At 66.7% G+C, this 24031-nt stretch carries 20 protein-coding genes and 2 riboswitches; of the genes, 8 read left to right on the top strand and 12 right to left on the bottom strand.

The window, feature by feature from the left end; translation table 11 throughout:
• Nucleotides 1-177: 177 nt before the first annotated feature.
• From ACSVIK_RS07495 to cbiE, 11 genes are all read right to left on the bottom strand, one after another.
• Entirely contained in the window at nucleotides 178-1131 is a 954-nt protein-coding gene (locus tag ACSVIK_RS07495) for a TAXI family TRAP transporter solute-binding subunit (RefSeq protein ID WP_442443721.1), read from the bottom strand.
• 481 nt (nucleotides 1132-1612) lie between these two features.
• Nucleotides 1613-2953, bottom strand: a complete 1341-nt coding sequence (locus ACSVIK_RS07490; RefSeq protein ID WP_442443720.1) for a sigma-54-dependent transcriptional regulator — start codon at nucleotides 2951-2953, stop codon at nucleotides 1613-1615.
• A 188-nt stretch (nucleotides 2954-3141) separates the two neighbouring features.
• Nucleotides 3142-4893 (bottom strand): sensor histidine kinase, encoded by a 1752-nt coding sequence (locus tag ACSVIK_RS07485; protein WP_442443719.1) that lies wholly within the window; start codon nucleotides 4891-4893, stop codon nucleotides 3142-3144.
• A 41-nt stretch (nucleotides 4894-4934) separates the two neighbouring features.
• Nucleotides 4935-6119 carry a C17 cyclopropane fatty acid synthase CfaB gene (gene cfaB / locus ACSVIK_RS07480; protein ID WP_442443718.1) on the bottom strand — a complete coding sequence of 395 codons (1185 nt, stop codon included), beginning with the start codon at nucleotides 6117-6119 and terminating at the stop codon, nucleotides 4935-4937.
• A 221-nt stretch (nucleotides 6120-6340) separates the two neighbouring features.
• On the bottom strand, nucleotides 6341-7348 hold the full coding sequence (locus ACSVIK_RS07475; RefSeq protein ID WP_442443717.1) for a FecCD family ABC transporter permease: 1008 nt from the start codon (nucleotides 7346-7348) through the stop codon (nucleotides 6341-6343).
• On the bottom strand, nucleotides 7345-8373 hold the full coding sequence (locus ACSVIK_RS07470) for an ABC transporter substrate-binding protein (protein WP_442443716.1): 1029 nt from the start codon (nucleotides 8371-8373) through the stop codon (nucleotides 7345-7347). Before ACSVIK_RS07470 ends, ACSVIK_RS07475 begins: the two co-directional genes overlap by 4 nt.
• Complete coding sequence (locus ACSVIK_RS07465) at nucleotides 8373-9179, bottom strand: ABC transporter ATP-binding protein (RefSeq protein WP_442443731.1); 807 nt, start codon at nucleotides 9177-9179, stop codon at nucleotides 8373-8375. The genes ACSVIK_RS07470 and ACSVIK_RS07465 overlap by 1 nt, the downstream gene beginning before the upstream one ends.
• Nucleotides 9180-9237: 58 nt before the next feature.
• Nucleotides 9238-11337, bottom strand: a complete 2100-nt coding sequence (locus ACSVIK_RS07460; protein WP_442443715.1) for a TonB-dependent receptor — start codon at nucleotides 11335-11337, stop codon at nucleotides 9238-9240.
• A gap of 263 nt (nucleotides 11338-11600) precedes the next feature.
• Nucleotides 11601-11794: riboswitch (cobalamin riboswitch) on the bottom strand.
• Nucleotides 11795-11886: 92 nt separating this feature from the next.
• Nucleotides 11887-12585, bottom strand: coding sequence for a (2Fe-2S) ferredoxin domain-containing protein (locus ACSVIK_RS07455; RefSeq protein WP_442443714.1), 699 nt, complete (start codon nucleotides 12583-12585; stop codon nucleotides 11887-11889).
• Between the two features lie 98 nt (nucleotides 12586-12683).
• Complete coding sequence (locus ACSVIK_RS07450) at nucleotides 12684-13412, bottom strand: cobalt-precorrin-6A reductase (protein WP_442443713.1); 729 nt, start codon at nucleotides 13410-13412, stop codon at nucleotides 12684-12686.
• Complete coding sequence (gene cbiE / locus ACSVIK_RS07445) at nucleotides 13409-14611, bottom strand: precorrin-6y C5,15-methyltransferase (decarboxylating) subunit CbiE (protein WP_442443712.1); 1203 nt, start codon at nucleotides 14609-14611, stop codon at nucleotides 13409-13411. The genes ACSVIK_RS07450 and cbiE overlap by 4 nt, the downstream gene beginning before the upstream one ends.
• 56 nt (nucleotides 14612-14667) lie before the next feature.
• Nucleotides 14668-14862: riboswitch (cobalamin riboswitch) on the top strand.
• 309 nt (nucleotides 14863-15171) lie between these two features.
• On the opposite strand from cbiE, the gene cobG reads away from it, so the two are divergent.
• The 7 genes from cobG to ACSVIK_RS07410 all read left to right on the top strand — a co-directional run bounded on the left by cobG (nucleotide 15172) and on the right by ACSVIK_RS07410 (nucleotide 22127).
• Nucleotides 15172-16485: a precorrin-3B synthase gene (gene cobG, locus ACSVIK_RS07440; protein ID WP_442443711.1), complete on the top strand. Its 1314-nt coding sequence runs from the start codon at nucleotides 15172-15174 to the stop codon at nucleotides 16483-16485.
• Nucleotides 16478-17104, top strand: a complete 627-nt coding sequence (locus ACSVIK_RS07435) for a precorrin-8X methylmutase (RefSeq protein ID WP_442443710.1) — start codon at nucleotides 16478-16480, stop codon at nucleotides 17102-17104. Before cobG ends, ACSVIK_RS07435 begins: the two co-directional genes overlap by 8 nt.
• Entirely contained in the window at nucleotides 17104-17844 is a 741-nt protein-coding gene (locus ACSVIK_RS07430) for a precorrin-2 C(20)-methyltransferase (protein ID WP_442443709.1), read from the top strand. Before ACSVIK_RS07435 ends, ACSVIK_RS07430 begins: the two co-directional genes overlap by 1 nt.
• Before the next feature lie 238 nt (nucleotides 17845-18082).
• A complete protein-coding gene (cobJ, locus tag ACSVIK_RS07425; protein ID WP_442443708.1) occupies nucleotides 18083-19738 on the top strand; it encodes a precorrin-3B C(17)-methyltransferase in 1656 nt (551 codons plus the stop codon).
• A 191-nt stretch (nucleotides 19739-19929) separates the two neighbouring features.
• Nucleotides 19930-20769: an AraC family transcriptional regulator gene (locus tag ACSVIK_RS07420; RefSeq protein WP_442443707.1), complete on the top strand. Its 840-nt coding sequence runs from the start codon at nucleotides 19930-19932 to the stop codon at nucleotides 20767-20769.
• Between the two features lie 79 nt (nucleotides 20770-20848).
• Complete coding sequence (locus tag ACSVIK_RS07415) at nucleotides 20849-21448, top strand: LysE family translocator (RefSeq protein WP_442443706.1); 600 nt, start codon at nucleotides 20849-20851, stop codon at nucleotides 21446-21448.
• A 67-nt stretch (nucleotides 21449-21515) separates the two neighbouring features.
• Entirely contained in the window at nucleotides 21516-22127 is a 612-nt protein-coding gene (locus ACSVIK_RS07410) for a LysE family translocator (protein ID WP_442443705.1), read from the top strand.
• Nucleotides 22128-22155: 28 nt separating this feature from the next.
• Here the strand turns inward: ACSVIK_RS07410 and ACSVIK_RS07405 are convergent, their stop codons facing one another.
• Nucleotides 22156-23058 carry a LysR substrate-binding domain-containing protein gene (locus ACSVIK_RS07405; RefSeq protein ID WP_442443704.1) on the bottom strand — a complete coding sequence of 301 codons (903 nt, stop codon included), beginning with the start codon at nucleotides 23056-23058 and terminating at the stop codon, nucleotides 22156-22158.
• A gap of 115 nt (nucleotides 23059-23173) precedes the next feature.
• Here ACSVIK_RS07405 and ACSVIK_RS07400 point away from each other — a divergent pair, with 115 nt between their 5' ends.
• Nucleotides 23174-24031 (top strand): NmrA family NAD(P)-binding protein, encoded by an 858-nt coding sequence (locus ACSVIK_RS07400; protein ID WP_442443703.1) that lies wholly within the window; start codon nucleotides 23174-23176, stop codon nucleotides 24029-24031.

The raw sequence follows: 24031 nt of genomic DNA, 5'->3' as shown, positions 1-24031 counted from the left end.
AAACCTCATGACTACATAGGATGCGGAGACAGAGTCGCCAACAAAACCCACCGCCTGTGAACGCCGGTTTTATTCGCGATTCTGCGCCGAGCTGAAGAGCCGGCAGGCGGGGAGCTTTTACTCCCCTCTCCCCAAAGGAGAGAGGGGGCAGCTCGTCGCTCTACCGGCAAGCAAGCATCAGAGCGCGCCGACTTCCTTGTAGTAACGCTCGGCACCCGGGTGCAGCGGGATCGGCAGGTTCTTGGCGGCGTTTTCCAGCTTGATGTCCTTGGCCGCGGAGTGGGCGTTGCCCAGGCGGTCGAGGTTGTCGAACATCAGCTTGGTCATCTGGTAAGCCACCTCGTCGGACACGCCTTCATGGCTCACCAGGATGTTGGTGATGGCCACGGTGGGTACGTCGGCGTCCTGGCCGTCATAGGTGCCGGCCGGGATGGTCGCCGGCTGGTAGGCGGCGTTGCCGATCTTGGCGGTGACGTCAGCCGGAATCGAAACGAAGTTGATCTTCATGGTCGAGGCCAGGTCGCGGATGGCCGCCATGCCCAGACCGGAAGACTGCAGGGTGGCGTCCAGTTGGCGGTTCTTGATCAGCTCCACCGACTCGGCGTAGGGCAGGAACTCCACGGTGCCCATGTCCTTGTAGCTCAGGCCGGCGGCCTTGAAGATGGCGCGCGCGTTGAGCTCGGTACCGGACTTCGGCGCGCCCACGGAGATGCGCTTGCCCTTGAGGTCAGCCAGGGTCTTGATGCCGGAATCGGCGTTGGCGACGATCTGGATGTAGTTCGGGTAGGTACCGGCGATGGCGCGCAGCTTCTTCAGTGGAGTCTTGAAGCCGGCGTCTTCCACGCCGTTCCAGGCATCGGCTACCGAGTCGCCGAGGGCCAGCGCCAGCTCACCACGGCCGGCCTGGAGCAGATTGAGGTTCTCCACCGAGGCCTTGGTGGCCTGTACCGAGGTCTTGGAGCCTTCGATGCCGGTGCTGTAGATCTGCGACAGCGCAACACCGATGGGGTAGTACACACCGCTGGTACCGCCGGTGAGTATGTTGATGAAGGTCGGGGCAGCGAGCACGGCAGTGCTGGCAGTGAGGGCCGCAGCAGCGGCGAAAAGGCCGAGTTTCTTGGTCAGTCGCATGGAAGTATCTCCGTCGTTGTTATGGCTTTATGCAGAGGTTCACTCTAGACGATGCCCATCGCGACACGCGGCGGGCAGCGTCGCACCGCGCGATCAGCGGCGCAGGGTGTAGCGTCGGACAAGTACCGCAGCGAAGGCGCTCGGATGGCGGCCCATGCTCGGCAATACAGGCGGCATGGTGCGAAGGGCATGGCAGTGCATGGGCTGACCTCTTGTCGTTCTTATGGTCGCCACGTCGGCAGGATGCAGCGCGGCTGACTTGGCTATAGCAGATGCCGTGCCAGGGCCTGAAACGCCCGAGATAGAGGGGGTTTTATCGAAAGACCAAGGGGTCACTAAGCGGGAAACCGCTTACATTCGTGACAGAGTCGGCAAAAATCCGCCTATCGAGTAGCCCGGATGCAATCCGGGAAATCGGTGCGAAACCAGCCCCGGATTGCATCCGGGCTACGACGGGTCACCAGCCCCTGGGGTGCGCCCGCTACTCCTCGCCGGCAGGCAGATAGTCGCTGCGTGACAGGCCATGGCGCTGCATCTTTTCGTTGAGGGTACGGCGCGGCAGTTGCAGCATCTCCATTACGGCGGCGATGTTGCCCTGGCACTGCAACAGGGCGTTGTGCAGGCAACGCGCCTCGAAGGCTTCCATCTGCTCGGCCAGCGCCTGACCGGCAAAACGCTCGTCCGGCGAGGGGCTGGACAGGCCCAGAGCATGGCGCTCAGCGGCGTTGATCAGCTCACGCACGTTACCCGGCCAGTCGTGGCCGAGCAGGTAGGCCAGTTCGCTGGGCGCCAGCGGCGGCGCCTCGCGGCCATGACGATGCGCCGCTTCCTGGGCGAAGTGCTCGAACAGCAGCGGGATGTCCTCACGGCGTTCGCGCAGCGGCGGAATGTGCAGGGTGGCGACGTTGAGGCGATACACCAGGTCTTCGCGGAAACGCCCGGCCTTCACTTCATCGAGCAGATCCGGCTTGGCCGCGCTGATCACCCGCAGATCCACCTTGATGCTCTTGTTCGAGCCCAGACGCTCCAGGGTCTTCTCCTGCAGCACGCGCAGCAGCTTGACCTGCTGCGCCAGCGGCATGCTCTCCACCTCGTCGAGGAACAGGGTGCCGCCGTCGGCATGTTCGATACGGCCGATGCGCCGCGCCTGGGCGCCGGTGAAGGCACCGCTCTCGTGGCCGAACAGCTCGCTCTCGAAGATGCTCTCGGGAATAGCCGCGCAGTTGAGCGCGGCGAAAGCCTTGTCGGCACGCGGGCTGAAGTCGTGCAGGCAGCGCGCCACGCGTTCCTTGCCACTGCCGGTTTCACCGCGGATCAGCACGTTGACCGAGGTGCCGGCCAGTTCGAGGATCTGCCGGCGCAGATTTTCCATGGGCCGGGAAATGCCGATCAACTGGCTTTCGATACGGCTCTTGTCGGCCACCTGCTGACGCAGCAGGCGGTTCTCGCAGACCAGCCGGCGCTTGTCCAACGCCCGGCGCACACTGTCGAGCAGGCGCTCGGGGGCGAAGGGTTTCTCGATGAAGTCATAGGCGCCGTTGCGCAGCGCCTGCACGGCCATGGGCACGTCGCCATGGCCGGTAATGAGGATCACCGGCAGGTCGTGGTCGATCTGCAGGAGCTTGTCGAGCAGTTGCAGGCCATCGCTGCCGGGCATGCGCACATCGCTGACGACGATGCCGGGGTAATCCCGATCCACCGCTGCCAGGGCCTCGGCCGCGCTGGCGCAGGCACGCACGGTGAAACCGGACAGCTCCAGCCATTGCTGCACGGCCTCGCGAATCGCCGCCTCGTCGTCGACCACTATGACCTGACCGCTCATGCCACCTCCTCTCGAGAATGGCAGGCAGTGTAGCCCGGATGAAATCCAGGGGAGCAACCCTGGGTGTGACGAGCGTCACCCTCGGCGCAACGGCGACAGACCGTAGGGTGCGCTGCGCGCAGCGGTAATGTCATAGCGCAGAGGCATAACCCATGGCGCATCGATGGTTGTGGTGCGCACGGCGCACCCTACGGCGCGGCGGGCAGGCGCAGGGTGAATACGGCGCCCAGCTCGCCATTGTGCGCTTCCAGCGTGCCGCCGAGATCGCGCACGATGCCATAGGACACCGCCAACCCGAGCCCCAGCCCCTGCCCCACCGGCTTGGTGGTGAAGAAGGGCTCGAAGACGTGCCCCAGCGCCTCTTCGGCGATGCCACCGCCACTGTCCTCGACGCTCAGCACGCACTCATCGCCGTCGCGGACGATGCGCACCAGCAGCCGCCGCGACGCGCATTCGGCCATGGCATCGAGGGCGTTGTGCAGCAGGTTGAGGATCACCTGTTCGAGGCGAATGGCGTCGCCCAGCACCTGCGCCCCGGCATCCACTTCGCGGCGCAGCTCCACCTGCTCGCTGCGCATGCGTGGCGCCAGCAATTGCAGCGCCTGCTCCAGCACGTCGACCAGGCGCAGGCGCTCGCTCAAGCCGGCCGGGCTCTTGCGCGCAAAAGTCTTGAGGTGGCCGGTCAGCGCGGCCATGCGTTGCAGCAGGCCGTCGACGCGCTGCAGGCCCTCGCGCACCGCCTCCGCCTTGCCGCTGTCGAGTAGCAGGCGCAGGCTGCCGAGCTGCATCTGCAAGGCGGTCAGCGGTTGGTTGATCTCGTGGGCCAGGGCTGCCGACATCTGCCCCAGCGCGGCCATCCTGGCGGCATGCACCAGGCCCTCCTGGGCTTCGCGCAGCTCAGAGGTGCGCAGCTCCACCTCGCGTTCCAGGCGCTCGCGGATGTCAGCCTGCAAACGCAGGTTCTTGCGCCGCTGGGCCAGGAACAGCAGGAGGAAGGCCAGGGTCGTCCACACCCCGGCAGCAGCCAGGCGATAGCTGCGCACGCTGTCGGCCAGGCCGGACGGCTCGCTGAGCAGGTACAGGGTCCAGCCTTCCTCAGGCAGTGCCAGTCGCTGCACGAGATAGTCCTTGTTACCGTCGGGGCCATCGACCCGCGCCCACTCGGCATCCTCGGCGATGCGCCGATGCAACAGGCGGGGCAGCGGTTGCAGCGACTGTTCGGCATACTTGCGCACCTCCACCAGCTCGGCCCGCGCGGCCTCGTTCAGCGGCTGCAGGGCACGGAAGCGCCAGGCCGGACTATTGCTCAGAATCACCACCTGGTAGCTGTCGGCAACCAGCAGCACGCCAGGCTGGCCGACCCATTCGCGCTGCAACTCCTCCAACTCCAGCTTGACCGCGAGGACGCCGAGCAGGCTGCCATCGTCGTCACGCACCACATGGGAGAGGAAATAGCCGGGAATGCCGGTGGTCACCCCCACCGCGAAGTAGCGCGCGCCTTCGTTGCGCAGGGCATCCTGGAAGTAGGGGCGAAAGGCGTAGTTGTTGCCGACGAAGCTACTCCAGTCGCGCCAGTTGCTGGCCACCAGGGTGTCGCCGTGCTTGTCGAGCAGGTACAGCACGGTGGAGCCGGCCGCCGCATTGAGCCGCTCCAGGCGCAGGTTCAGGGCCTGGAGCAACTGCCGGTCATGGGGCGTGCGCAGCAAGGCCTTGATGTCGCTGTCCAGCGACAGCAACTCCGGCACCGAGCTGAAGCGTTCGACCAGGGTGCGAATCGACTGGGCGTAGAGTTGCAACTGGCCACGCGCCTCGACGCTGCGCTCGGCCCAGATGTGCCGCTCGGCATAGCGCCCGCCCAGCCAGGCGCTCAGCAGCAGGCCGACGAGGATCGCCAGAACGATCAACGGGACACGATAGCGGTGGCGTTGCAGCAGGTGCATGGGGCGGCTCGTGAGGTGGGCACGAGCCGCATGTTACTGCATCAGACGTAAAGGTCAGCGCGGGTCCAGGGCAGATCATGGCTGCCATCCTCTTGCGGCTTCACCGCGAGGATCTGGTGCAGGTTCATCCAGCCATGCTGAAAGCCGTAGGCGCAGCCGGCCAGGTACAGGCGCCAGATGCGCAGGGCCTTGGCCGGCACCCACTGCGCGGCCTTGTCCAGTTGCTGCTCCAGCCCCTGGCTCCACAACTTCAAGGTGCGCGCATAGTGCATGCGCAGACTCTCGACATCGACGACCTCCAGCCCCGCCTCACTGATCGCCTGGGCGATGGTCACCAGATGCGGCAGCTCGCCCTGGGGGAACACGTAGCGGTCGATGAACTCACCCGCACCACGACCGACCGGGCGGCCATCGGTGAAACGCGCGGTGATGCCGTGGTTCATCACCAACCCGCCAGCCTTGACCGCGCCGAACAGACGCTGGCAATACAGCGGCAGATTGGCGTGACCGACGTGCTCGAACATGCCAACGCTGACCACCTTGTCGAAGCGGCCATCCTGCGGCAGGTCACGGTAGTCCAGCAGCTCCAGGGTCACCCGCTCGCTCAGGCCCTCCTCGGCCACGCGCTGCAGGCCCAGCTCCAGCTGCGCCTGGCTCAGGGTGATGCCGTACACCTCGGTCTCGAACTCGCGTGCGGCGAAGCGCGCCAGGCCGCCCCAGCCGCAACCCACGTCGAGCAGCTTTTCCCCTGGTTGCAGGCGCAGCTTGCGGCACAGATGGCGCATCTTCGCCTGCTGGGCCTGGTCGAGGCTTTCCTCGCCGCTCTCGAAATAGGCGCAGGAGTAGACCATGTCGCGATCCAGCCACAGCCGGTAGAACTCGTTGGACAGGTCGTAGTGGTAGCTGATGGCCTCGGCGTCGCTGTGCTTGTCGTGGGCCGTGTGCAGCTCCACCGGCGCGCTGTCGTCACCCAGCAGCGCGCTGCTCAGCGCATCGCCCACCTCGATGGCCGCATCGATGGGACCTTCCAGCTCCACCCGGCCTTCGACATAGGCAGCGCCCAGGGCATCCAGGCTGGGGTGAGCCAGTTGACTGACCAGGCTGGGATCCTTGACCACCAGCGTCACCCGGGGCTTCGGCCCCAGATCCATCTGCTTGCCGTCCCACAGTTTCAGACGCAGCGGCAGTTGCAGATCCCGAAGTGCGGTGGGCAGTTGCGCGAGCATGGTCGTCCCTCCTGATCAGCTGTGATGGAACCTCAAGCAGATGACCGAATAAGTCCGGCCTGGTTCGATCCCGGCGACTAGCAGGCCGTTGAAAAATGTAGGCGAGGCAGGCAAGACAAGGCAAAAACGACCGAGAAAGCGCAGTTTACGTATTGTAAATGAGCATTTTGAGGTCGTTTTTAACGCAGTATTGCCAACGCAGGTAGTTATTCAACAGCCTGCTAGCGGCGACGCAACAAGGCGACGAAGAACACCCCGCCGATGGCGGCGGTGACGATGCCGATGGGCAGATCCTGCGGCGCCAGCCAGGTGCGCGCCGCGACATCGACCCAGACCAGGAACAGCGCCCCCAGCAGCGCTGCCACCGGCAGCACACGGCGGTGCTCGGCGCCCACCAGAAAGCGCGCCACGTGCGGCAGCATCAGGCCGACGAAGCCGATGGCGCCGGACAGCGACACCAGCACCCCGGTGAGCAGGGAGGCCACCACGAACACCAGCAGGCGCACCCGCCGGGGCTCCAGGCCCAGGCTCACCGCGCTCTGCTCGCCGGCCATCAGCGCATTCAGCGCGCGGCCCAGGCCCAGCAGCACGGCCATTGCCAGGGCCAGACACAGCGCCGGCAGCCAGAGCAGTTCCCAGCGCGCCAGGCCGAGGCCGCCGAGCATCCAGAACAGCACCGAACTGGCCGCATGCGGGTTGCCCAGGTACAGCAGCAGATTGCTCGCCGCCATCATCACGAACGACACCGCCACCCCGGCCAGCAGCAGGCGGTCGCTCTCCAGGCGTCCGCCCCGGCTGGCGATGGCCAGCACCAGCAGCATGCTCGCCAGCGCGCCGACGAAGGCCGCCAGCGGCAGGCTGAGCAACCCGGCGAACTCGCCCAGGTAGAGCACCACGATCACCGCGCCGAAGGCCGCGCCAGAGCTGACGCCAAGCAGGTGCGGGTCGGCCAACGGGTTGCGCGTCACCGCCTGCAGCACCGTACCCACCAGCGCCAGCCCGGCGCCCACCAGCGCACCAAGCAGCACCCGTGGCGCGCGCAGTTGCCAGACGATGCTGTCCTGGCCGCTGCTGACCGGCACCTCGGGCGCCATGCCGAACAGGTGCTGGCCGAGAATCGCCAGCACCTGATCCAGCTCCACCCGCGCCGCGCCGAAGGCCAGCGACCAGGCGCAGGACAGCGCCAGTAGCGTGGCCAGCCCGAGCAACAGCAGGCGATAGCGACTCACCGGGCGAAAGCCTCCGGGTGCAGCGCGGCGGCCAGCGTCTCGATGGCGGCGGCGTTATCCAGGCTTGGCGTCACCGCCAGATACGGCAGCACCACGAAGCGTTGCTCACGAATCGCCGTGACGCCCTGCAGCGCCGGGTGTTGCAACAGGAAGTCGCGCTTCTGCGCCGCCGTGCGCTCGCCGTAGTCGACGATCAGAATGACCTCAGGGTCTTGCTCGACCACCGCCTCCCAGCCCACCTTGATCCAGCTACCGGCCACGCCGTCCATCACGTTGCGCCCACCGGCCGCCTCGATCAGCGGCTGCGGCATGCCCTGGCGCCCGGCGCTGAAAGGCAGGTCTTCACCGCTGTCGTAGACGAACACCCGTGGTCGCATCGGCTGCTCACCCAGGCGTGCCTGCACCGCCGCCACCCGCGCCTGCATGCCCTGCACCAGCGCCTCGGCGCGATCCTCGACGGCGAAGATGCGTCCCAGGTTGCGCAAGTCGGTGTAGACATCGTCGAGGCTGGCAACGCGCCCCGGCATGACATGGGCGCAGGACTCGCTCAGCTCGTACACCGGGATACCGAAGCGCGCCAGGCTGGCCGGCGTCACCTCACCGCCGATGCGCATGCCGTAGTTCCAGCCGGCGAAGACGAAGTCGGTGCCAGCGCCCAGCAGGTTTTCCAGCGAGGGATAACGCGCGGCCAGTTCGGGCAGGCCATCGAGCTGCGTGCGCATGCTCGCATCGAGGGTCTTCCAGCCGCTGATGCCGGTATAGCCGGCCATGCGCTCTTTCAGGCCCAGAGCCAGGAGCATGGCGGTCATATTGACGTCATGGCTGACCGCGCGTTGCGGCGGCTGGTCGATGCTCACCTGGCGGTCGCAACTGGTGACGGTGACGGCCCAGGCGGGGTTGATCAGCGGCAACAGGATTGCACCGACCAGTGTAGGAGCGAGCTTTGCTCGCGAAGCTTTTGTCTTTTCCCACAGTTCGCGAGCAGAGCTCGCTCCTACAGGTTCAGCCGTGGGTGAGCGCTTCATCAAAGGATCCAGGTAATACGCGGATAACCCGCCAGCGGATGGGTGTCGACCAACGCGCGCACACCGAACACCTGCTGCAGCAGCTCGGCGGTAAGCACCTCGGCGGGCGTGCCGACGGCCACCAGGCGGCCCTGGTCGATCACGCACAGGCGGTCGCAGAAGGCCGCCGCCAGATTGAGGTCATGAAAGCTGGCCAAGGTCGCCAGGCCCAGCGATTTGATCTGCCGTAGCAGTTCGATCTGGTAGCGCGGGTCGAGGTGGTTGGTCGGCTCGTCGAGAATCAGCAGTTGCGGTTGCTGCACCAGGGCGCGGGCGAGCAAGGCGCGCTGCTTCTCGCCGCCGGACAGGCGGGCGAAATCCTGCTGCGCGCGCTCACTCAGACCCACACGCGCCAGCGCCTCATCCACCAAGCGTCGATCCTCGCCATCATCGCCGTCGAACAGCCCCTTGTGCGGCGTGCGGCCCATGGCCGCCACCTCGTGCACGCGCAGGCCGAAGTCCTGCGGGAACTCCTGCAACACCACCGCCACGCGCTGCGCGCTCCAGCGCGGCGGGCGTTGCCACAGCGCCTCGCCGCCCAGCTCGACGCTGCCGCTGCAAGGCCGCTGGAAGCGATAGGCGCAGCGCAGCAGGCTGGTCTTGCCGCTGCCGTTGGGGCCGATCAGGCCGAGCAGCTCGCCATCGCCGATCTCCAGGTCGATGGCCTCGAGCAAGGCGCGCCGGCCGTCCGGCGACCAGGCCAGGTCTCGGATGCGCAAGCGCGGCTCGGGTGCCGCCGTGCGCTGGCTCGGCGGCGTCGAGAACAGGCTGAAAGACCAGCCGGAGGTGCTAATCACTGACACGGAACCTCTCCCCCCGCGCACTTCAAAAGCGGTAGTCAGCGGTGACGAACAGCGAACGCGGCGCACCCAGATACCATTGCTCACCATCACTGCTGGCACTGGTGGCGTACTGGCGGTCGAACAGGTTATTCAACTCCAGGCCCAGACGCACGTCGCTCAGCACCTGCCAGGCGATATTGGCATCGACCACCGTGTAACCCGGCACCTTCTCGGTATTGGCCGTATCGACATAGCGCGCATCGACGTAGCGCGCGCCGATGCCGGCCTCCACGCCGCTGCCGAGATCCTTGTTCAGCCACAGATTGGCGCTGCGCTTGGGCACGTCGACCGGGCGATTGCCGCTGCGGTCGCCAGCGCCTTCGACGAAATCGTCGTACTCGGCACGCACGAAAGCCGCGGTGGCCGACACCTGCCAGCCACGCCCCAGCGCCAGTTCCAACGAGGCTTCCAGGCCGTCGGAGGATTGCCGGCCGATCTGCTCGGTAGGCGAAGTCGGGGTTTCACGGCTGAGCAGCTTCTCCTTGACGATGTGATAGGCCGCCAGCGTCCATTCGCCCTGCCCGCCCCAGAAAAGCTGCTTGAGGCCGATCTCGGTCTGCTTGGCTTCACTCAGATCGAACTGCTGCTGACTCGGATTCAAGGTCAGCAGATTGCTCACTCCCTCGGTGCTGGTGGCGTACTGGCCATACAGCGACAGCTCCGGAGTCAGGGCGAAGACCAGCCCGGCACGCCAGTTGTCGCCCGTGAGGCTGCGGTCGACACGGCTGTCGTCGACCAGGTTGCTGCGCTCGAGGTGCACCTGATCGCGGCGCACGCCGGTGACCAGCGACAGGCGCTCGCTCAGTTGCGTGCGGTTCTCGGCGAACAGCGAGAACTGCCGAGCCAGATTCAGCTCGCGTGGACGATAGCTGTCGGTGCTCTGATAGCTGCCGCCGCCGGACTGACCCAGTGGCACGCTGTCAGTGAAGGTATTGCCGAAGTCGTGGTGGCGGGCGAAGCGGATATGGTTGTAATCCACACCAACCACCGTGCGGCTGTCGAGGCCGAACAGGGCGTGATCGAGGCTGAAGCTCTGGCGGTCGCCAAGCTGCTCCTGGTTGTGCTTGATGCGCCAGAAGTCGCCGCGTTCGACCGTATCGCCCGGCTGCCAGCGGTAGGCTTCGCTGTTGCGCCAGTAGCGCCGAGTCTTGATGTAGTAGAGCTGGTTGTTGGCCGTCAGCGCGTCGTTGATGCGCCAGTCGGTTACCAGGCGGGTGATCTGGTCGTTGTAGTGAATATCGGCGTTGGCCACGTTGTAGTTGCGCTCGCGGATGCGCTCGCGAAGCTTGCCGTCGACCAGCGGCGTGCCGAGGTAGCGCTCCGGGTGCTGCTCGCCCTGGTCATGGGACAGGGTGAAGCTCAGGTCTTCGCTGGCCTCCCAGCGCAACGCGGCGCTCAGCGCCAGGCTGTCGGAATCGCCGCGATCGACCCAGCCGTTGCTGGCCTGCTGGTTGAGGGTGAAGCGATAGCTCAGCGCATCGCTCAGCGAGCCGCCACTATCCAGCGCGGCCTGGCGGCGGTCATCGCTGCCATAACCCAGGCGCAGGTGATTCTCCACCGGGCCGGCGAAGGGCTTTTTCGGCACCACGTTGATCACCGCGCCGGTGGCACCCTCGCCGTAGAGCACCGAGGCCGGGCCGCGCAGCACGTCGATGCGCGCCACCGACCAGGTGTCCACCGGGAAGGTCACGGTGCCGGCACCGACGTACTGGCGGGTGCCGTCGTAGAGTTGCATGGTCGCCGCATGGCCCGTGAAGCCACGCGCCGACAGCGCCGTGCCGCCGTTGCCGGGCGTGCCGATAAAGGTGATGCCGGGGGTGCGGGTGACCGCGTCCTGCACGCTGCGGTTGTTGCGCCCGCGCACCTCGGCGCCGCTCAGGCTGCTGGTGCTGGCCGGGGTTTCCAGGGCCGAGAGCTCAAGGCGCGAACCACTGCTGGTGGGCGTGCGCAGATCGCTCTCGCCCTCTTCGGCGGCCTTGGCCTGGACATCGAGTTCGGGCAAGTCGACAGCCTTGTCGGCCAGAGCCAGGCTGCTGAACAGCAGGGCCAGTGACCAGGCGCAATGAAGAGCGGGGTTTCGCACGGCTGAGCTTCCGTTGTTACGCGGTGAATCGAGGGCTGAAATGCAATTGTTATAACATAACATTATCGACCTTCGCAGCCTGAAAGGCAGGCATGCGGGTGCCGTGGCCGGTACGGTCAGAATCGGTTGTTTGAAGCGGAAATGGCGCGCCATGAGTGTTCCATCGTCAGGGAAAAGGCACGGCAATCCGATGGAAATGCGCAACAGCAGACAGGGGCACGGCGGCGCCCTACTGGAGTCAACGCCCGCCCACCGCGGGTTGCCAGACATAACGACTTCAGGCCGGTCTCCGGGCTTGCGAGGGTCATGAGCGCATCGCCTTCCCATGCGCGTGGCGCACAGTGGCGTTTCGATGCGGTCGCTCGCTTACCGTTGCGGGGGCAGCGTCGGACTTCAACCGACTTCCCGTTTCACCTCACGCGCGGCGGCGTGAGACACCTGAAGCGGGGCGGATATGACCACCCGCCTCCGTTCAAGTCAAGGCGCGGGGCCATTGTGGGTTGGACTCAGGCGTAGGGTGGACAACGCGCAGCTTGTCCACCATGGCGGCTAGTTGCCGCCCAGCTCATCGATACGCAATTCCGGCAGCGCCCTGCCCGCCACCAGACGCTCATCGACCAGGCGGATCACCGCTGCCTCATCCTGGATGCCATACCACTCACCCTGTGGATAAAGGCTCGCGGTGGGCCCCAGGTCGCAGGGGAACTGGCACTGGCTACGGGTGATATGCACGCCGCCCGCGCATTCCAGCTTGCCGGCGGCCTTGAGCCGCTGACGCAGGGTTTTCCACAGGCCCAGCGCGCCCTTGCGCGTGCAGCGTGGGCCGTTGCACAGCAGCAGGCGCTGCGCATGGGGTGGAATCTGCGACCAGGCATGGTGCGCCGGCACCGGCGGCACATCGCTGCAGGGAATATGCGCTTCACGGCGTTCGAGCAGCGCGCCCAGGCCATCGAGCCAGGCATCTTCCATGGCCGTGCAGACCACGAATACCTCGGCCCCGTTACCGCGTTCGGCGATGCGCTCGCGCAGCCAATCGCGGTGCGCGGCATCGGCACGCGGCTCCAGATCCACCACCAGCAGTGGGCGTGGCGCATCAATGATGGCTTGCCAGAAGCCGTCCTGCTCCGTGTCATGCAGATGCGCCTCGCCCAGCAGCGTTTCGATGCGCTGCTGCAGACGCTCGGCGGTGGCACCACGCCCCAGGCCGGGGCCGATAAACAGGATGCGGGCGTAGGGGGCTTGGCTCATGACTGTCTCCAAAAGGGCCGGCAGTCTAACAGCGCGTGTAGGGCGGACGTCGCTTTTCACGTCCACCAAGGCGGTGGATCGATAAAGCGTGATCCACCCTACGCGGCTAATTCGGCTAGCGCCTCCCACAGGGAATCCAGTTCCGCGAACTGGCGCGTGACCACCGGCAACTCGGGACGGCGCAGCAGCAACACCGGCAGGCCCAACTCACGCGCCACCTGCAGCTTGGGCTCAGTGGAGGCGCTGCCGCTGTTCTTGCTTACCAGCACGTCGCATCGAATACGGGCGAACAGCGCGCGCTCCTCGTCCAGCGAGAACGGCCCGCGTGCACCGATGATCTCGGCGCGCGGCGGCGCCGGCTCGGCCTGCAGGCAGCGCACCGTCCAGTGCTGATGCGCAGGGATCTCGTGCAGATGCACCAGCGGCTCACGCCCGGAGGTAAAGAACGGTCTGCAGAACGGCGCGAGTGCCTGGGTCAGTTCATCCCAGCCGTCCACCTCGCACCAGTGGTCATCGGCACCGGGCTGCCAGCCAGGACGACGCAGCGCCCAGCAGGGCACACCCGCCAGTTCGGCGGCGCGCGCGGCGTTATGGCTGATCTGCGCGGCGTAGGGGTGGGTCAAATCCAGCAACAGCTCAATGCCTTCAGCAGCGACAAAGGCAGCCAGGCCTTCGGCGCCACCGAAACCGCCGACGCGCACGCGGCAGGCCAGGTCATCCGGCACCCGCCCCAGGCCGGCCAGGCTGTAGACCGTGTCCGGCCCCAGCCGGCGCGCCAGGCGCAGCGCCTCGGTGGTGCCGCCAAGCAGCAGGATGCGCGCACTCACGGCTTGCGCACCGCCAGCAAGGTGATCGGCAGCGCCGCGCGCCAGGTGTCAAAGCCGCCTAAGGGCTGCGCCTGCGCCACCACCAGGCGCAGCAGCTCGCCGCCGTGCTGCCCACGAAAATTCACCAGCGCCGCCTCGCTCTGAATGGTCACGGCATTGGCCAGCAGGCGCCCTCCCGACTTGAGCGCGGCCCAGCAGGCATCCAGCACGCCTGATGCAGTAACGCCGCCGCCGATAAAGATGGCATCCGGCGCCGGCAGCCCGGCCAGCGCCTCGGGCGCATGCCCGGCCACCAGTTGCAAACCGGGCACGCCAAGGGCATCGCGGTTATGGCGGATATGCGCCTGACGTCCCTCGTTGGCCTCGATGGCGATGGCGCGGCAGGCCGGGTGCGCGCGCATCCACTCGATGCCGATGGAGCCACAACCGGCGCCGACATCCCACAGCAGCTCTCCGGGCAGCGGCGCCAGGCGCGCCAGGGTAACCGCGCGCACATCACGCTTGGTCAGTTGGCCGTCGTGGCGGTAGGCGTCGTCCGGCAGGCCGCAGGTCGGTGGCAACAGCACAGCTCCGGCGTCGGCCATGCATTCGATGGCCAGCAGGTTGAGGTCAGCGCCGCGCGGCAGGTTCCAGCTTGCGGCCAGGCCATCGAGGCGGCGTTCCTCAGGGCCACCCAGATGCTCCAGCAGGGTCAGGCGGCTGGCGCCGAAACCACGCGCGCGCAGGGCGTCGGCGACCTGCGCGGGTGTATCGCCATCGGCACTCAGCACCAGCAGGCGCATGCCGGGGAAGAGTTTGCCGTTGAGCGTGGCCAGGGGCCGGCCGACCAAGGAGACCACTTCCACTTCCTGCAACGGCCAACCCAGACGCGCCGCCGCCAGCGACACCGAGGACGGCGCCGGCAATACTCGCAGTTCGTCGGCAGGCACCTGGCGCGCCAGGCTGGCGCCGACGCCGTAGAACATCGGATCGCCACTGGCCAGCACACACACCGCCTCGCCACGTCGCGCCAGCAGAGGCGCAAGGTCGAAGGGGCTGGGCCAGGTTTCCCGTGCGCCGCCAATGCACGGCGGCAGCAAGGCCAGTTGCCGCGGCGCACCGACGATGCGCGTGGCCGCCAGCAGGGCGCGGCGCGCGGCCTTGCCCAGACCGGGATAGCCGTCTTCGCCGATGCCCACCAGGGTCAACCAGGGTTTCATCCACCTTCCTCGCAAGTAGCCGACAGGGCGCGTGTCGCGACGCCGGGCAAAGCGGGCATAATACAGCCTTCGTCGGTGCCCCTTATAAAACGGGCCTAAGAGGGAATCCGGAGCGATCTCTGATCGCGACCGAGCTGCCCCCGCAACTGTAAACAGCGAGTCCAATGCAATCGGCCACTGGGAACAGGCCGTTGAAAAACGTAGGCGAGGCAGGCAAGACAAGGCGCAACGACCAATGGGAGTAACAGCCAACGGCTGGCCCGAAGGGTGAGCGCTAGCGAATCAAACGGCCGAAAAAGCGCAGTTTACGTGTTGTAAATGAGCATTTTGACTGGGCTCGCACGCGAGGCCGTTTTTAACGCAGTATTGCCAACGTAGGTAGTTTTTCAACGGCCTGTTAACCGGGAAGGCGCAGCGGATCAAGACCTGTCAGCCAGGAGACCTGCCGACGAACGCTGGTCGCGAGTGCCAACATCGGGCGGGGTGTACCGATGCCATGGAATCCCCCGTGGGTGGATTCCGCTGGTTCGGTCGCCGCGTCGTTAGCCACAGGTGACCCTTTGCCCACGTCCGTCCGCCCTTCCGCCTGCCCCGGCCTGCTGCGCATCGTCCCCGCGCTGGATGGCGGCATCTGCCGCATCAAGCTGCCCGGTGGCGTGCTGCGCAGTGCCCAGGCCCGCGCGATTGCCCAGGCGGCACGGCAGTGCGCCAGCGGCGTGCTGGAGCTGACCAACCGCAGCAACCTGCAGATTCGCGGTGTACTGCCCGGCCAGGAAAGCGCGCTGATCGATGCCCTGCTCGGCGCCGGGCTCGGCCCGCGAGTGGCGGCCGCCGATGATGTGCGCAACCTGCTGCTCAGCCCCGCCGCCGGCCTCGACCCGCACATGCGGATGGACGTGCGCCCGCTGGCCGGCCAGTTGCTCGACCTGCTGCAGGACACCCCAGCGCTGCATGCCCTGTCGCCCAAGTTCGCCCTGCAACTGGACGGCGGCGAAGCCCTGGCCATGCGCGAACACCCCCATGACCTGTGGCTGGCCGCCGAGGACGAGCAGCATCTGCTGCTGGGTCTGGCCGGCTGCCCGGTTGACGCGCCACTGGCACGAATCGAAGCGAGCCAGGCGGTCGAACTGGTGCGCCAGCTCCTGTTGCTGTTTCTCGAACTGGCCACGCCCGAACAGACGCGCATGCGCCAGTTACTGACGCAGATACCCTCAGCCGAGCTGTTGCAACGCTTGCAGGCTCGTCTGGATTTCCCCCTGCAAGCGGCAGCGCCCCGTTGGCAGCCCAGCGCTACGCTCATGCGCCCACCAGCCGGTATTTATCCACAGGTGCAAAGTGGCCTGTACATGGTCGCGGCCGGCGCCCAGCTCGGTCGCCTGCATGCCGAACAACTGTTTGCCCTGGCTGAACTGAGCGAGCGATATGGCGACGGCGAGTTGCGCCTGACGCCCTGGCAGGGCCTGCTGCTGGGCAATGTGGCCGAGGCCGCGGCCCACGAGCTGCTGACGGCGCTGGCGGAACTGGGCCTGCTCACCCAGGCCGACGAGCCCTTGCTCGGCCTGGTTGCCTGTACGGGCTCGGCCGCCTGCGCGCGCGGCCTGGCCGACAGCAAGCACCACGCCCTGCACCTGGCCGAGCTGCTGCGCGCAAGCGGCACGCGCCCGCAGGTGCACCTCAGCGCCTGCCCGCGCAGTTGCGCCAGCGCCCGGGTGCAGCCCTACACCCTGCTGGCCAGCACGCCCGACCATTACCAACTCTATCAACGCACGCCCGAGGCGCCCGGTTTCGGCCGTCTGCTGGTGCCGGCCCTGACCATCGACGAGGCCGGCGCCTGGTTCGCCCGCCAACACCCCGCAGGAACCCCCGATGCTTGATTACATCCGCGACGGCCAGGAAATCTACCGCCGCTCCTTCGCCACCATCCGCGCCGAAGCCAACCTGGCTGGCATCCCCGCCGACCTGGAAAAACTCGCCGTGCGGGTGATCCACGCCTGCGGCATGGTCGACGTGGTGGAGGATCTGCGCTTCTCCCCCGGCGCTGGCGCCGCTGGCCGCGCCGCCCTGCTGGCCGGCGCGCCGATTCTCTGCGATGCGCGCATGGTTGCCGAGGGCATCACCCGCCCGCGCCTGCCGGCCAACAACCCGGTGATCTGCACCCTGCACGATGCCGGCGTACCGGAATTGGCCCGCGAAGTCGGCAATACGCGCTCGGCGGTGGCCCTGGAGCATTGGCGCGAACACCTCGAAGGCAGTGTGGTGGTGATCGGCAATGCCCCCACTGCACTGTTCTACCTGCTGGAAATGCTCGATACCGGTGCGCCGAAACCGGCGCTGATCATCGGCATGCCGGTGGGCTTTATCGGCGCGGCGGAATCCAAGGACGCCCTGGCCGCCGACAGCCGTGGCGTGCCCTACGTGATCGTGCGGGGCCGGCGTGGCGGCAGCGCCATGGCGGTGGCGGCGGTCAACGCCCTCGCCTCGGAGGTGGAGTGATGGCTGGCCGTCTGCTTGGCCTCGGCGTCGGCCCCGGTGACCCCGAGCTGCTTACCCTCAAGGCCCTGCGCCTGCTCAGATCGGCGCCAGTGGTGGCCTACTTCGTGGCCAAGGCCAAACACAACGCCGGCCATGGTGGTAATGCCTTCGGCATCATCGAGGCGCACCTGAGCGATACCCAGCAGCGTCTGCCGCTGGTCTACCCGGTGACCACCGAGAAGCTCGCCCCACCACTGTCCTACGAGGATGTGATCGCCGACTTCTACGACACCTGCGCCGAGCAGATCGCCCGGCTGCTGGATGCCGGCCAGGATGTGGCGGTGATCTGCGAGGGCGACCCGTTCTTCTACGGCTCCTATATGTACCTGCACGACCGCCTGGCCGACCGCTACCAGGTGGAGGTGGTGCCCGGCGTGTGCTCGATGCTCGGCTGCGCCTCGGTGCTGGGTACGCCGCTGGTGTATCGCAACCAGAGCTTGAGCGTGCTCTCCGGCGTACTGCCGGAAGAGGAGCTGGAACAGCGCCTGCGCGACGCCGAAGCCGCCGTGGTGATGAAGCTGGGGCGCAACTTCGACAAGGTGCGCCGCGTGCTGCGCAAGCTGGGTCTGGATGGCCGCGCCCATTACGTGGAGCGCGCCACCATGGCCAATCAGAAAATCGTGCCGTTGGACGAGGTGGAGCCGATGGATTCGCCGTACTTTTCCATGATTCTGGTGCCTGGGCAGAAATGGCGGGGGTGATTGATTCCCTGTGGGAGGGCTTCAGCCGCGAAGCGCGTTCACAACTGAAGCGGAGTGCGGCCCAGCCGCCCCTGGATTTCGTAGGGTGGATGACGCTTTTTTCATCCGCCATCGTGCCGGTGGATGGGTGAAGCGTCATCCACCCTACGCGGTTCCACACCCCGCAGATCGCACGTAGCCCGGATGCAATCCGGGAAACCCATTCCCCGGATTGCATCCGGGCTACAGGATATACCGCATGAACATCGTCATCCTCGGCGCCAGCGCGCTGGCCACCGCACAACGCCTCAAGACGCTTTATCCACAGGCCGTGATCCATGGCCTGCGCGGGCGCGCCGATGGCGCCGAGCGCCACTACGACGAGTTCGGCGAGCACCTACGTGCACTGTATCGCGCCGGCCAACCGCTGGTGGCGCTGTGCGCCGCCGGCATCGTCATTCGCAGCCTCGCCGCACTGCTGGCAGAAAAGGGCGCCGAGCCGCCGGTGCTGGCCCTGGCCGAGGACGGCAGCGCCGTGGTGCCACTGCTCGGTGGCCTGGCCGGGGTCAATCGCCTGGCCCGCGAGATCGCCGCACACCTGGGCGTGGCGCCGGCCATCACCACCAGTGGCGAACTGCGCTTCGGCACCTGCCTGCTGGAACCGCCGGCCGGCTACGCCCTGGCCGACCTGCAACAGGGCAAGCGCTTCGTCAGCGATCTGCTCGGCGGCGAAACGGTACGCATCGAAGGCCAGGCGCCCTGGCTGGAGAGCGCGCAACTACCTGTGGATAACGCCGCCAGCCGGGTTATCCACATCACCGCACAGGCACGTCCGGCCCAGCCTGACGAACTGCTGATCCACCCGCGCTGCGCCGCCGCACTGATCCACCGCCCCGGCTCCGACCTGCCCGCTCGCCTGCAACAAGCGCTGAACGCTGCCAAGCTGGCGCCGCAAGCGCTGGCCTGCCTGCTGGCGGACAAAAGCTGGATGGCCAATACCGAACTGCACGCCGCAGCAGCCGAGTTGGAACTGCCGCTGCGCTTTATCCACAGCACCAGCGAGCTGCCGCCCGAGCACCATATCGGCGAAGGCCTGCGTCTGCTGCTGGCCGAACGCCCGCTGGAGATCGAGCGCCTAGGCCAGCGTCGCGGCAAGCTGAGCGTGGTCGGCCTCGGCCCTGGCGCCGCCGAGCATATGACCCCCGCCGTGCGCCGCGCCCTGGATGAGGCCGAAGACCTGCTCGGCTACGACACCTACGTGAAGATGGCAGGCCCGCTGCGCGCCGATCAATGCCTGCACCCCAGCGACAACCGCGAGGAGCTGCAGCGCGCCGCCCACGCCTTCGAGCTGGCGGCTACAGGTCGCCGCGTGGTGATGATCTCCTCGGGCGACCCCGGCGTATTCGCCATGGCCGCCGCCGTGATGGAGGCGCTGGAAAGCCCGCAAAACGACGCCTGGCACGGCGTCGAGCTGGAAGTGCTGCCGGGCGTGTCCGCCGCCCTGGCCACCGCCGCCAAGGCCGGCGCGCCACTGGGCCACGACTTCTGCCTGATCTCCCTGTCCGACAACCTCAAGCCCTGGGCGGTGATCGAAAAGCGCCTGCAGCACGCCGCCATCGCCGATCTGGCCATGGCCTTCTACAACCCGATCTCCAAGGCGCGCCCCTGGCAGCTCGGCCGCGCGCTCGACTTGCTGCGCCAGCACCGCGAACCGGAAACCCTGGTAGTGCTCGGCCGCGATATCGGCCGCCCGGCAGAAGCCTTGCGCAGCCTCAGCCTCGGCGAGCTGACGCCGGAGATGGTCGACATGCGCACCCTGGTGATCATCGGCTCCAGCCAGACCCGTCGCTTCCCGCGTGCCGATGGCGGCGAGTGGGTGTATACGCCGCGCTGGTATCCCGCCCAGACCGACTAGAGCATCGCTCGCAAGCAGGCTTGCCAAGCGTCTGTAGGAGCGGATTTATCCGCGAATATCTCGGCTGAAGCCGCTCCTACGGATCAGGCACTTGGTTTTATCCACAGCCCCTGCCATCTGCACAAATGTTCTAGGCACGCCCGGCAAAGGGGTTAAGCTCAGGCGTTCCACTTTCCACCGCGAGCCAGGCGATGAACGCGCACTCATGGGTCGACCTCAAGCAGGATGCCGATACCGGCATCGAGGTGATCCGTGCGCATTTCGAGGGCCACGCCTACGACCCGCACTGGCACGACAGCTACCTGATCGGCTTCACCGAACAGGGCGTGCAGCAGTTCCATTGCCGCCGTGCGCTGTTCAGCAGCGTGCCGGGGCAGACCTTCTTCCTCGAGCCCGGCGACATCCACGATGGCCATGCGCCAACGCCGGGCGGCTTCACCTACTCCACGCTCTATCTCGAACCGGCCTGGCTGCAGCGCGCGCTGCCGGCGCTGTTCGAGCAGGCCCCTGGCGACTGCCTGCCCGGCGTGCCGCGCACCCAACCGGACGACCCCGGCCTGCTGCCGTGCATCGCCAATGCTCTGCAAGCACTGAGTGACGGCGAGCCGCGCATGGTGCGTGACGCCGCGCTGGATGCGCTGCTGGAACGCATCTCGCGCAGCCTGCACTGGCGCCAGCGCCTGCCAGGCAACCCGCAGATCGCCAGCGTCGCCCTGCGCGCCCGCGACTACCTGCATGCGCACTTTCACCAGAACATAGGCCTCGACGAGCTGGCGCAGGTCTGTGGCGTCGATCGCTTTCGCCTCAGCCGCGCATTCAAGGCCGCCTTCGGCATCGCGCCACACGGCTACCTGATCCAGCTGCGCCTGGTGCGCGCCCGCCGTCTGCTGGCTATCGGCACGTCGCCGGCGGATGTCGCCAACGACCTGGGTTTCGCCGACCAGAGCCACCTGGGCCGCTGGTTTCGCCGCGCCAACGGCCTCACTCCGGGTGCCTATCGCAACCTCTGCACAAAGCTTCAAGACCGCTGAACCCGGCAGCCGGACAATCGCACCATACCCCCGATATGGAGCGAATCCTCATGCCGTTCACCGCCTCCCGAGCCCAGCCATGAACCAGTGGCTGCCCTTTCTTCTGTTCGCCTCGGTGGCTTCGATCACCCCTGGCCCGACCAACCTGCTGATACTCGGCAGCGCCGCCCGTTTCGGCCTGGCCATCGCCCTGGCCATCGCGGTCGGCGCCAGCCTGAGCGCCAGCCTGATGCTGCTGGTGGTCGGCCTGGGCCTGGGTGAGCTGCTGGCCCGCACACCGCTGTTGCAGATGGCGATGGCCTGGGCCGGTGCCGCCTGGATCAGTTGGATGGCCTGCAAGCTGATGCGCCGTGATGCGGCCGACCTGGATCAGCGCAGCGTCGACCGGCGCCAGGGCTTCGTCCAGGGCGCCGGCCTGCAACTGATCAACCCCAAGACCTGGCTGATGACCGTGTCGGTCACGGCAATCTTCCTCGATGGCCATGCCTCGCTCGTCACCGTGGCAGGCTATGCGACGCTGTTCCTGCTGGTGTCCACGCCCTGCCTGATGGTCTGGGGCCTGCTCGGTGTCGGCAGTGCGCGCCTGTTGCGGCAACCGGCGCGGCTACTGCTGTTCAACCGCACCATGGCCGCACTGCTGCTCGTGTCGGTGTGGCTGCCGTTGCTGCTTCGGAGCTAGATAAAGGATCGCCTTCATTAGCGCCTCCGCGACGAATAGACTGGCCGCGCCCTCACAGGAGACCCGCATGGCCCTCGAACTCTGGCTCGTCTACTTCGTCGCCACCCTCGGCCTGGCACTGACGCCCGGCCCCAACAGCCTGCTGGCGCTGACCCACGGTGGGCTGTACGGCGCGCGCATGACGCTGGCCACCATACTCGGCGGCGTGGTCGGCTTCAGCCTGTTGATCGCCCTGGCCATGTTCGGCCTTGGCGCCCTGCTCAAGGCCGCGCCCAGTGCGCTCATGGCGCTCAAGTGGATAGGCGGCGCCTACCTGATCTGGCTGGGCGTGCAGTTGTGGCGCGCCCCGCCGATGAACCTGACGCTGGCCGACAGCGGTGTGCGCCCCAGCGCCGCCCGTCTGTTTCGCCAGGGCCTGCTGTCGGCGCTGTCGAACCCCAAGGTGATCCTGTTCTATGGCGCCTTCCTGCCGCAGTTCGTCGACCCGCAGCGCGGCCTGGCCGTGCAGTTCGTGGTGATGGCAGCCACCTTCGCCGTGGTCGAGTTCCTAGTCGAGCTGCTGCTGGCCCTGCTGGCCTTCCGTGTGCGGCCCTGGCTGCAACGCGGCGGCCGCGCCTTCAACCGCAGTTGCGGCACGCTCTTCGTACTGATCGGCGTGGCCTTGCCGTTGGCGCGTTGAGGCGGCCACAGCGGCTTCGACCGCTTGCTCAGGTCGCCACCAGATCCAGCACGAAATCGAGGAAGGCTCGCACCTTGGCGGGCGGGTTGTGCCGGGACGGATACAGCGCATAAAGCGGGAAGCGCTCGTCCGGCCAATCCGCGAATAACTCCACCAGCCGACCATCCGCCAGCAGCAAGTCACTGCCCAACGCCATGATCTGGGCGATGCCGTAGCCCGCCAGGCAGGTGCTGTGCAGGCTGCCCACATCATTGACCAGTAGCTGGCCACGAGTATCCACCACCTGACGCTCGCCACCACGGTGAAACTCCCAGTCGAATGGCCTCCCGGTTTCGGGATCACGAAACTGGATGCAGCGATGCCCGTTCAGATCCTGCGGCTGCTCGGGGCGACCATGACGCTTCAGATAGGAAGGCGCCGCGACTGTCAGGATGCGCGTGTCCAATAATTTGCGCGCGACCAGGCTGGAAGTACGCGGCTCGCCGAAACGCAGCGCCAGGTCGAAGCCATCGGCGACCATGTCACCCAGCCGGTCGCGGGTGATCAGCTCCAGTTCCAAGTGCGGATGGGCATCGAGAAACGCCCCCAGCCGCGGGCCAAGGATCAAGCGGGCGAAGAAGGGGTCGACATTGACCCGCAAGCGCCCACGCACCACCCGTGCACCCGCGGTGATCGAGCTGGCCGCCTCCTCCAGTGCCGTCAGCAACGGCAGTACCTGTTCATGCAGACGCCTTCCGTCATCGGTCAACGTCACCGAACGCGTGGTGCGATCGAACAGGCGAATCCCCAGGCGCTTTTCCAACCGCGCCAACGCGCGGCTGACGCCGGGTTGAGACATGTCCAGCACCTCGCCTGCCCCCGCGAAACTGCCAGTGTCAACGATGGCGGCGAACACACTCATGCCACTCAAGGTGCGCTCATCGAAACTCATCTTTAATGCCTTTATGTAATCAATGAAATGACGCTCATGTTATCGATTGATCAATTGCCTGAGGAGAGACTAGCTGCGAACCCGGCAACCGCCGGTCGCAATCGGAGTTATCCCCATGTATGTGATCACTGGAATCACCGGCCAGGTCGGCGGCACCCTGGCCCGTACCCTGCTCGCTGCCGACAAGAACGTGCGCGCCGTGGTACGCGATGCCGGCAAAGGCAGCGAGTGGCTACGCCAGGGCTGTGAGCTGGCCCTGGCCGATATGCGCGACGCGGCCGCGCTGACCCGCGCCTTTAGCGGCGCCGAAGCAGTATTCGTGTTGCTGCCACCAAACTTCGACCCAAGCCCGGATTTCCTCGAATCCCGCTATATCGTCTCTACCCTGTACTCAGCTCTGGAAGCTGCACAACCGGCCAAGGTTGTGTGCCTATCGACCATCGGCGCTCAGGCCAGCCAGTCCAATCTGCTCAGCCAGCTCAGCTACATGGAGCAACAGCTCGGTCAGTTGCCGATGCCGGTCACCTTCCTGCGCGCCGGGTGGTTCATGGAAAACAGCCTGTGGGACATCGCCCCGGCGCGTGACGAAGGAGTGCTGCACAGCTTTCTGCAGCCACTGGACAAAGCCGTGCCGATGGTCGCCACCGCCGATGTCGGACGCACCGCCGCCATGCTGCTGCAAGAGTCCTGGCAAGGAGTACGCATCGTCGAACTGGAAGGGCCACGGCGTATTTCGCCCCAACACTTGGCCACCAGCCTGGGGCGACTGTTAGGGCGTGACGTGCAAGCGCGCAGCGTACCGCGCGATACCTGGGAAGCGCTTTTCCGCAGCCAGGGCATGCAAAACCCCTTGCCGCGCATGCAGATGCTCGACGGTTTCAATCAAGGCTGGATCGCCTTCGCAGGTACACCGATACGTGGCACCACCGAATTGGAAACGGTACTCACCGACCTGATCCAACGGCAGGCCTGA

Origin of the sequence: Pseudomonas sp. NCHU5216, from assembly GCF_052156495.1 — a bacterium.
Classification (GTDB): Bacteria; Pseudomonadota; Gammaproteobacteria; order Pseudomonadales; family Pseudomonadaceae; genus Aquipseudomonas.
The sequence above is the reverse complement of the archived record's forward strand: the minus strand, read 5'-3'. Positions and strand labels throughout refer to the sequence as shown.

Excerpts from the sequence above, each read along its gene's own strand:
- ACSVIK_RS07495 (WP_442443721.1), bottom strand. The coding sequence starts at position 1,131 with ATGCGACTGACCAAGAAACTCGGCCTTTTCGCCGCTGCTGCGGCCCTC.
- ACSVIK_RS07490 (WP_442443720.1), bottom strand. The coding sequence starts at position 2,953 with ATGAGCGGTCAGGTCATAGTGGTCGACGACGAGGCGGCGATTCGCGAG.
- ACSVIK_RS07485 (WP_442443719.1), bottom strand. The coding sequence starts at position 4,893 with ATGCACCTGCTGCAACGCCACCGCTATCGTGTCCCGTTGATCGTTCTG.
- cfaB (WP_442443718.1), bottom strand. The coding sequence starts at position 6,119 with ATGCTCGCGCAACTGCCCACCGCACTTCGGGATCTGCAACTGCCGCTG.
- ACSVIK_RS07470 (WP_442443716.1), bottom strand. The coding sequence starts at position 8,373 with ATGAAGCGCTCACCCACGGCTGAACCTGTAGGAGCGAGCTCTGCTCGC.
- ACSVIK_RS07455 (WP_442443714.1), bottom strand. The coding sequence starts at position 12,585 with ATGAGCCAAGCCCCCTACGCCCGCATCCTGTTTATCGGCCCCGGCCTG.
- cbiE (WP_442443712.1), bottom strand. The coding sequence starts at position 14,611 with ATGAAACCCTGGTTGACCCTGGTGGGCATCGGCGAAGACGGCTATCCC.
- ACSVIK_RS07435 (WP_442443710.1), top strand. The coding sequence starts at position 16,478 with ATGCTTGATTACATCCGCGACGGCCAGGAAATCTACCGCCGCTCCTTC.
- ACSVIK_RS07430 (WP_442443709.1), top strand. The coding sequence starts at position 17,104 with ATGGCTGGCCGTCTGCTTGGCCTCGGCGTCGGCCCCGGTGACCCCGAG.
- cobJ (WP_442443708.1), top strand. The coding sequence starts at position 18,083 with ATGAACATCGTCATCCTCGGCGCCAGCGCGCTGGCCACCGCACAACGC.
- ACSVIK_RS07420 (WP_442443707.1), top strand. The coding sequence starts at position 19,930 with ATGAACGCGCACTCATGGGTCGACCTCAAGCAGGATGCCGATACCGGC.
- ACSVIK_RS07415 (WP_442443706.1), top strand. The coding sequence starts at position 20,849 with ATGAACCAGTGGCTGCCCTTTCTTCTGTTCGCCTCGGTGGCTTCGATC.
- ACSVIK_RS07410 (WP_442443705.1), top strand. The coding sequence starts at position 21,516 with ATGGCCCTCGAACTCTGGCTCGTCTACTTCGTCGCCACCCTCGGCCTG.
- ACSVIK_RS07405 (WP_442443704.1), bottom strand. The coding sequence starts at position 23,058 with ATGAGTTTCGATGAGCGCACCTTGAGTGGCATGAGTGTGTTCGCCGCC.
- ACSVIK_RS07400 (WP_442443703.1), top strand. The coding sequence starts at position 23,174 with ATGTATGTGATCACTGGAATCACCGGCCAGGTCGGCGGCACCCTGGCC.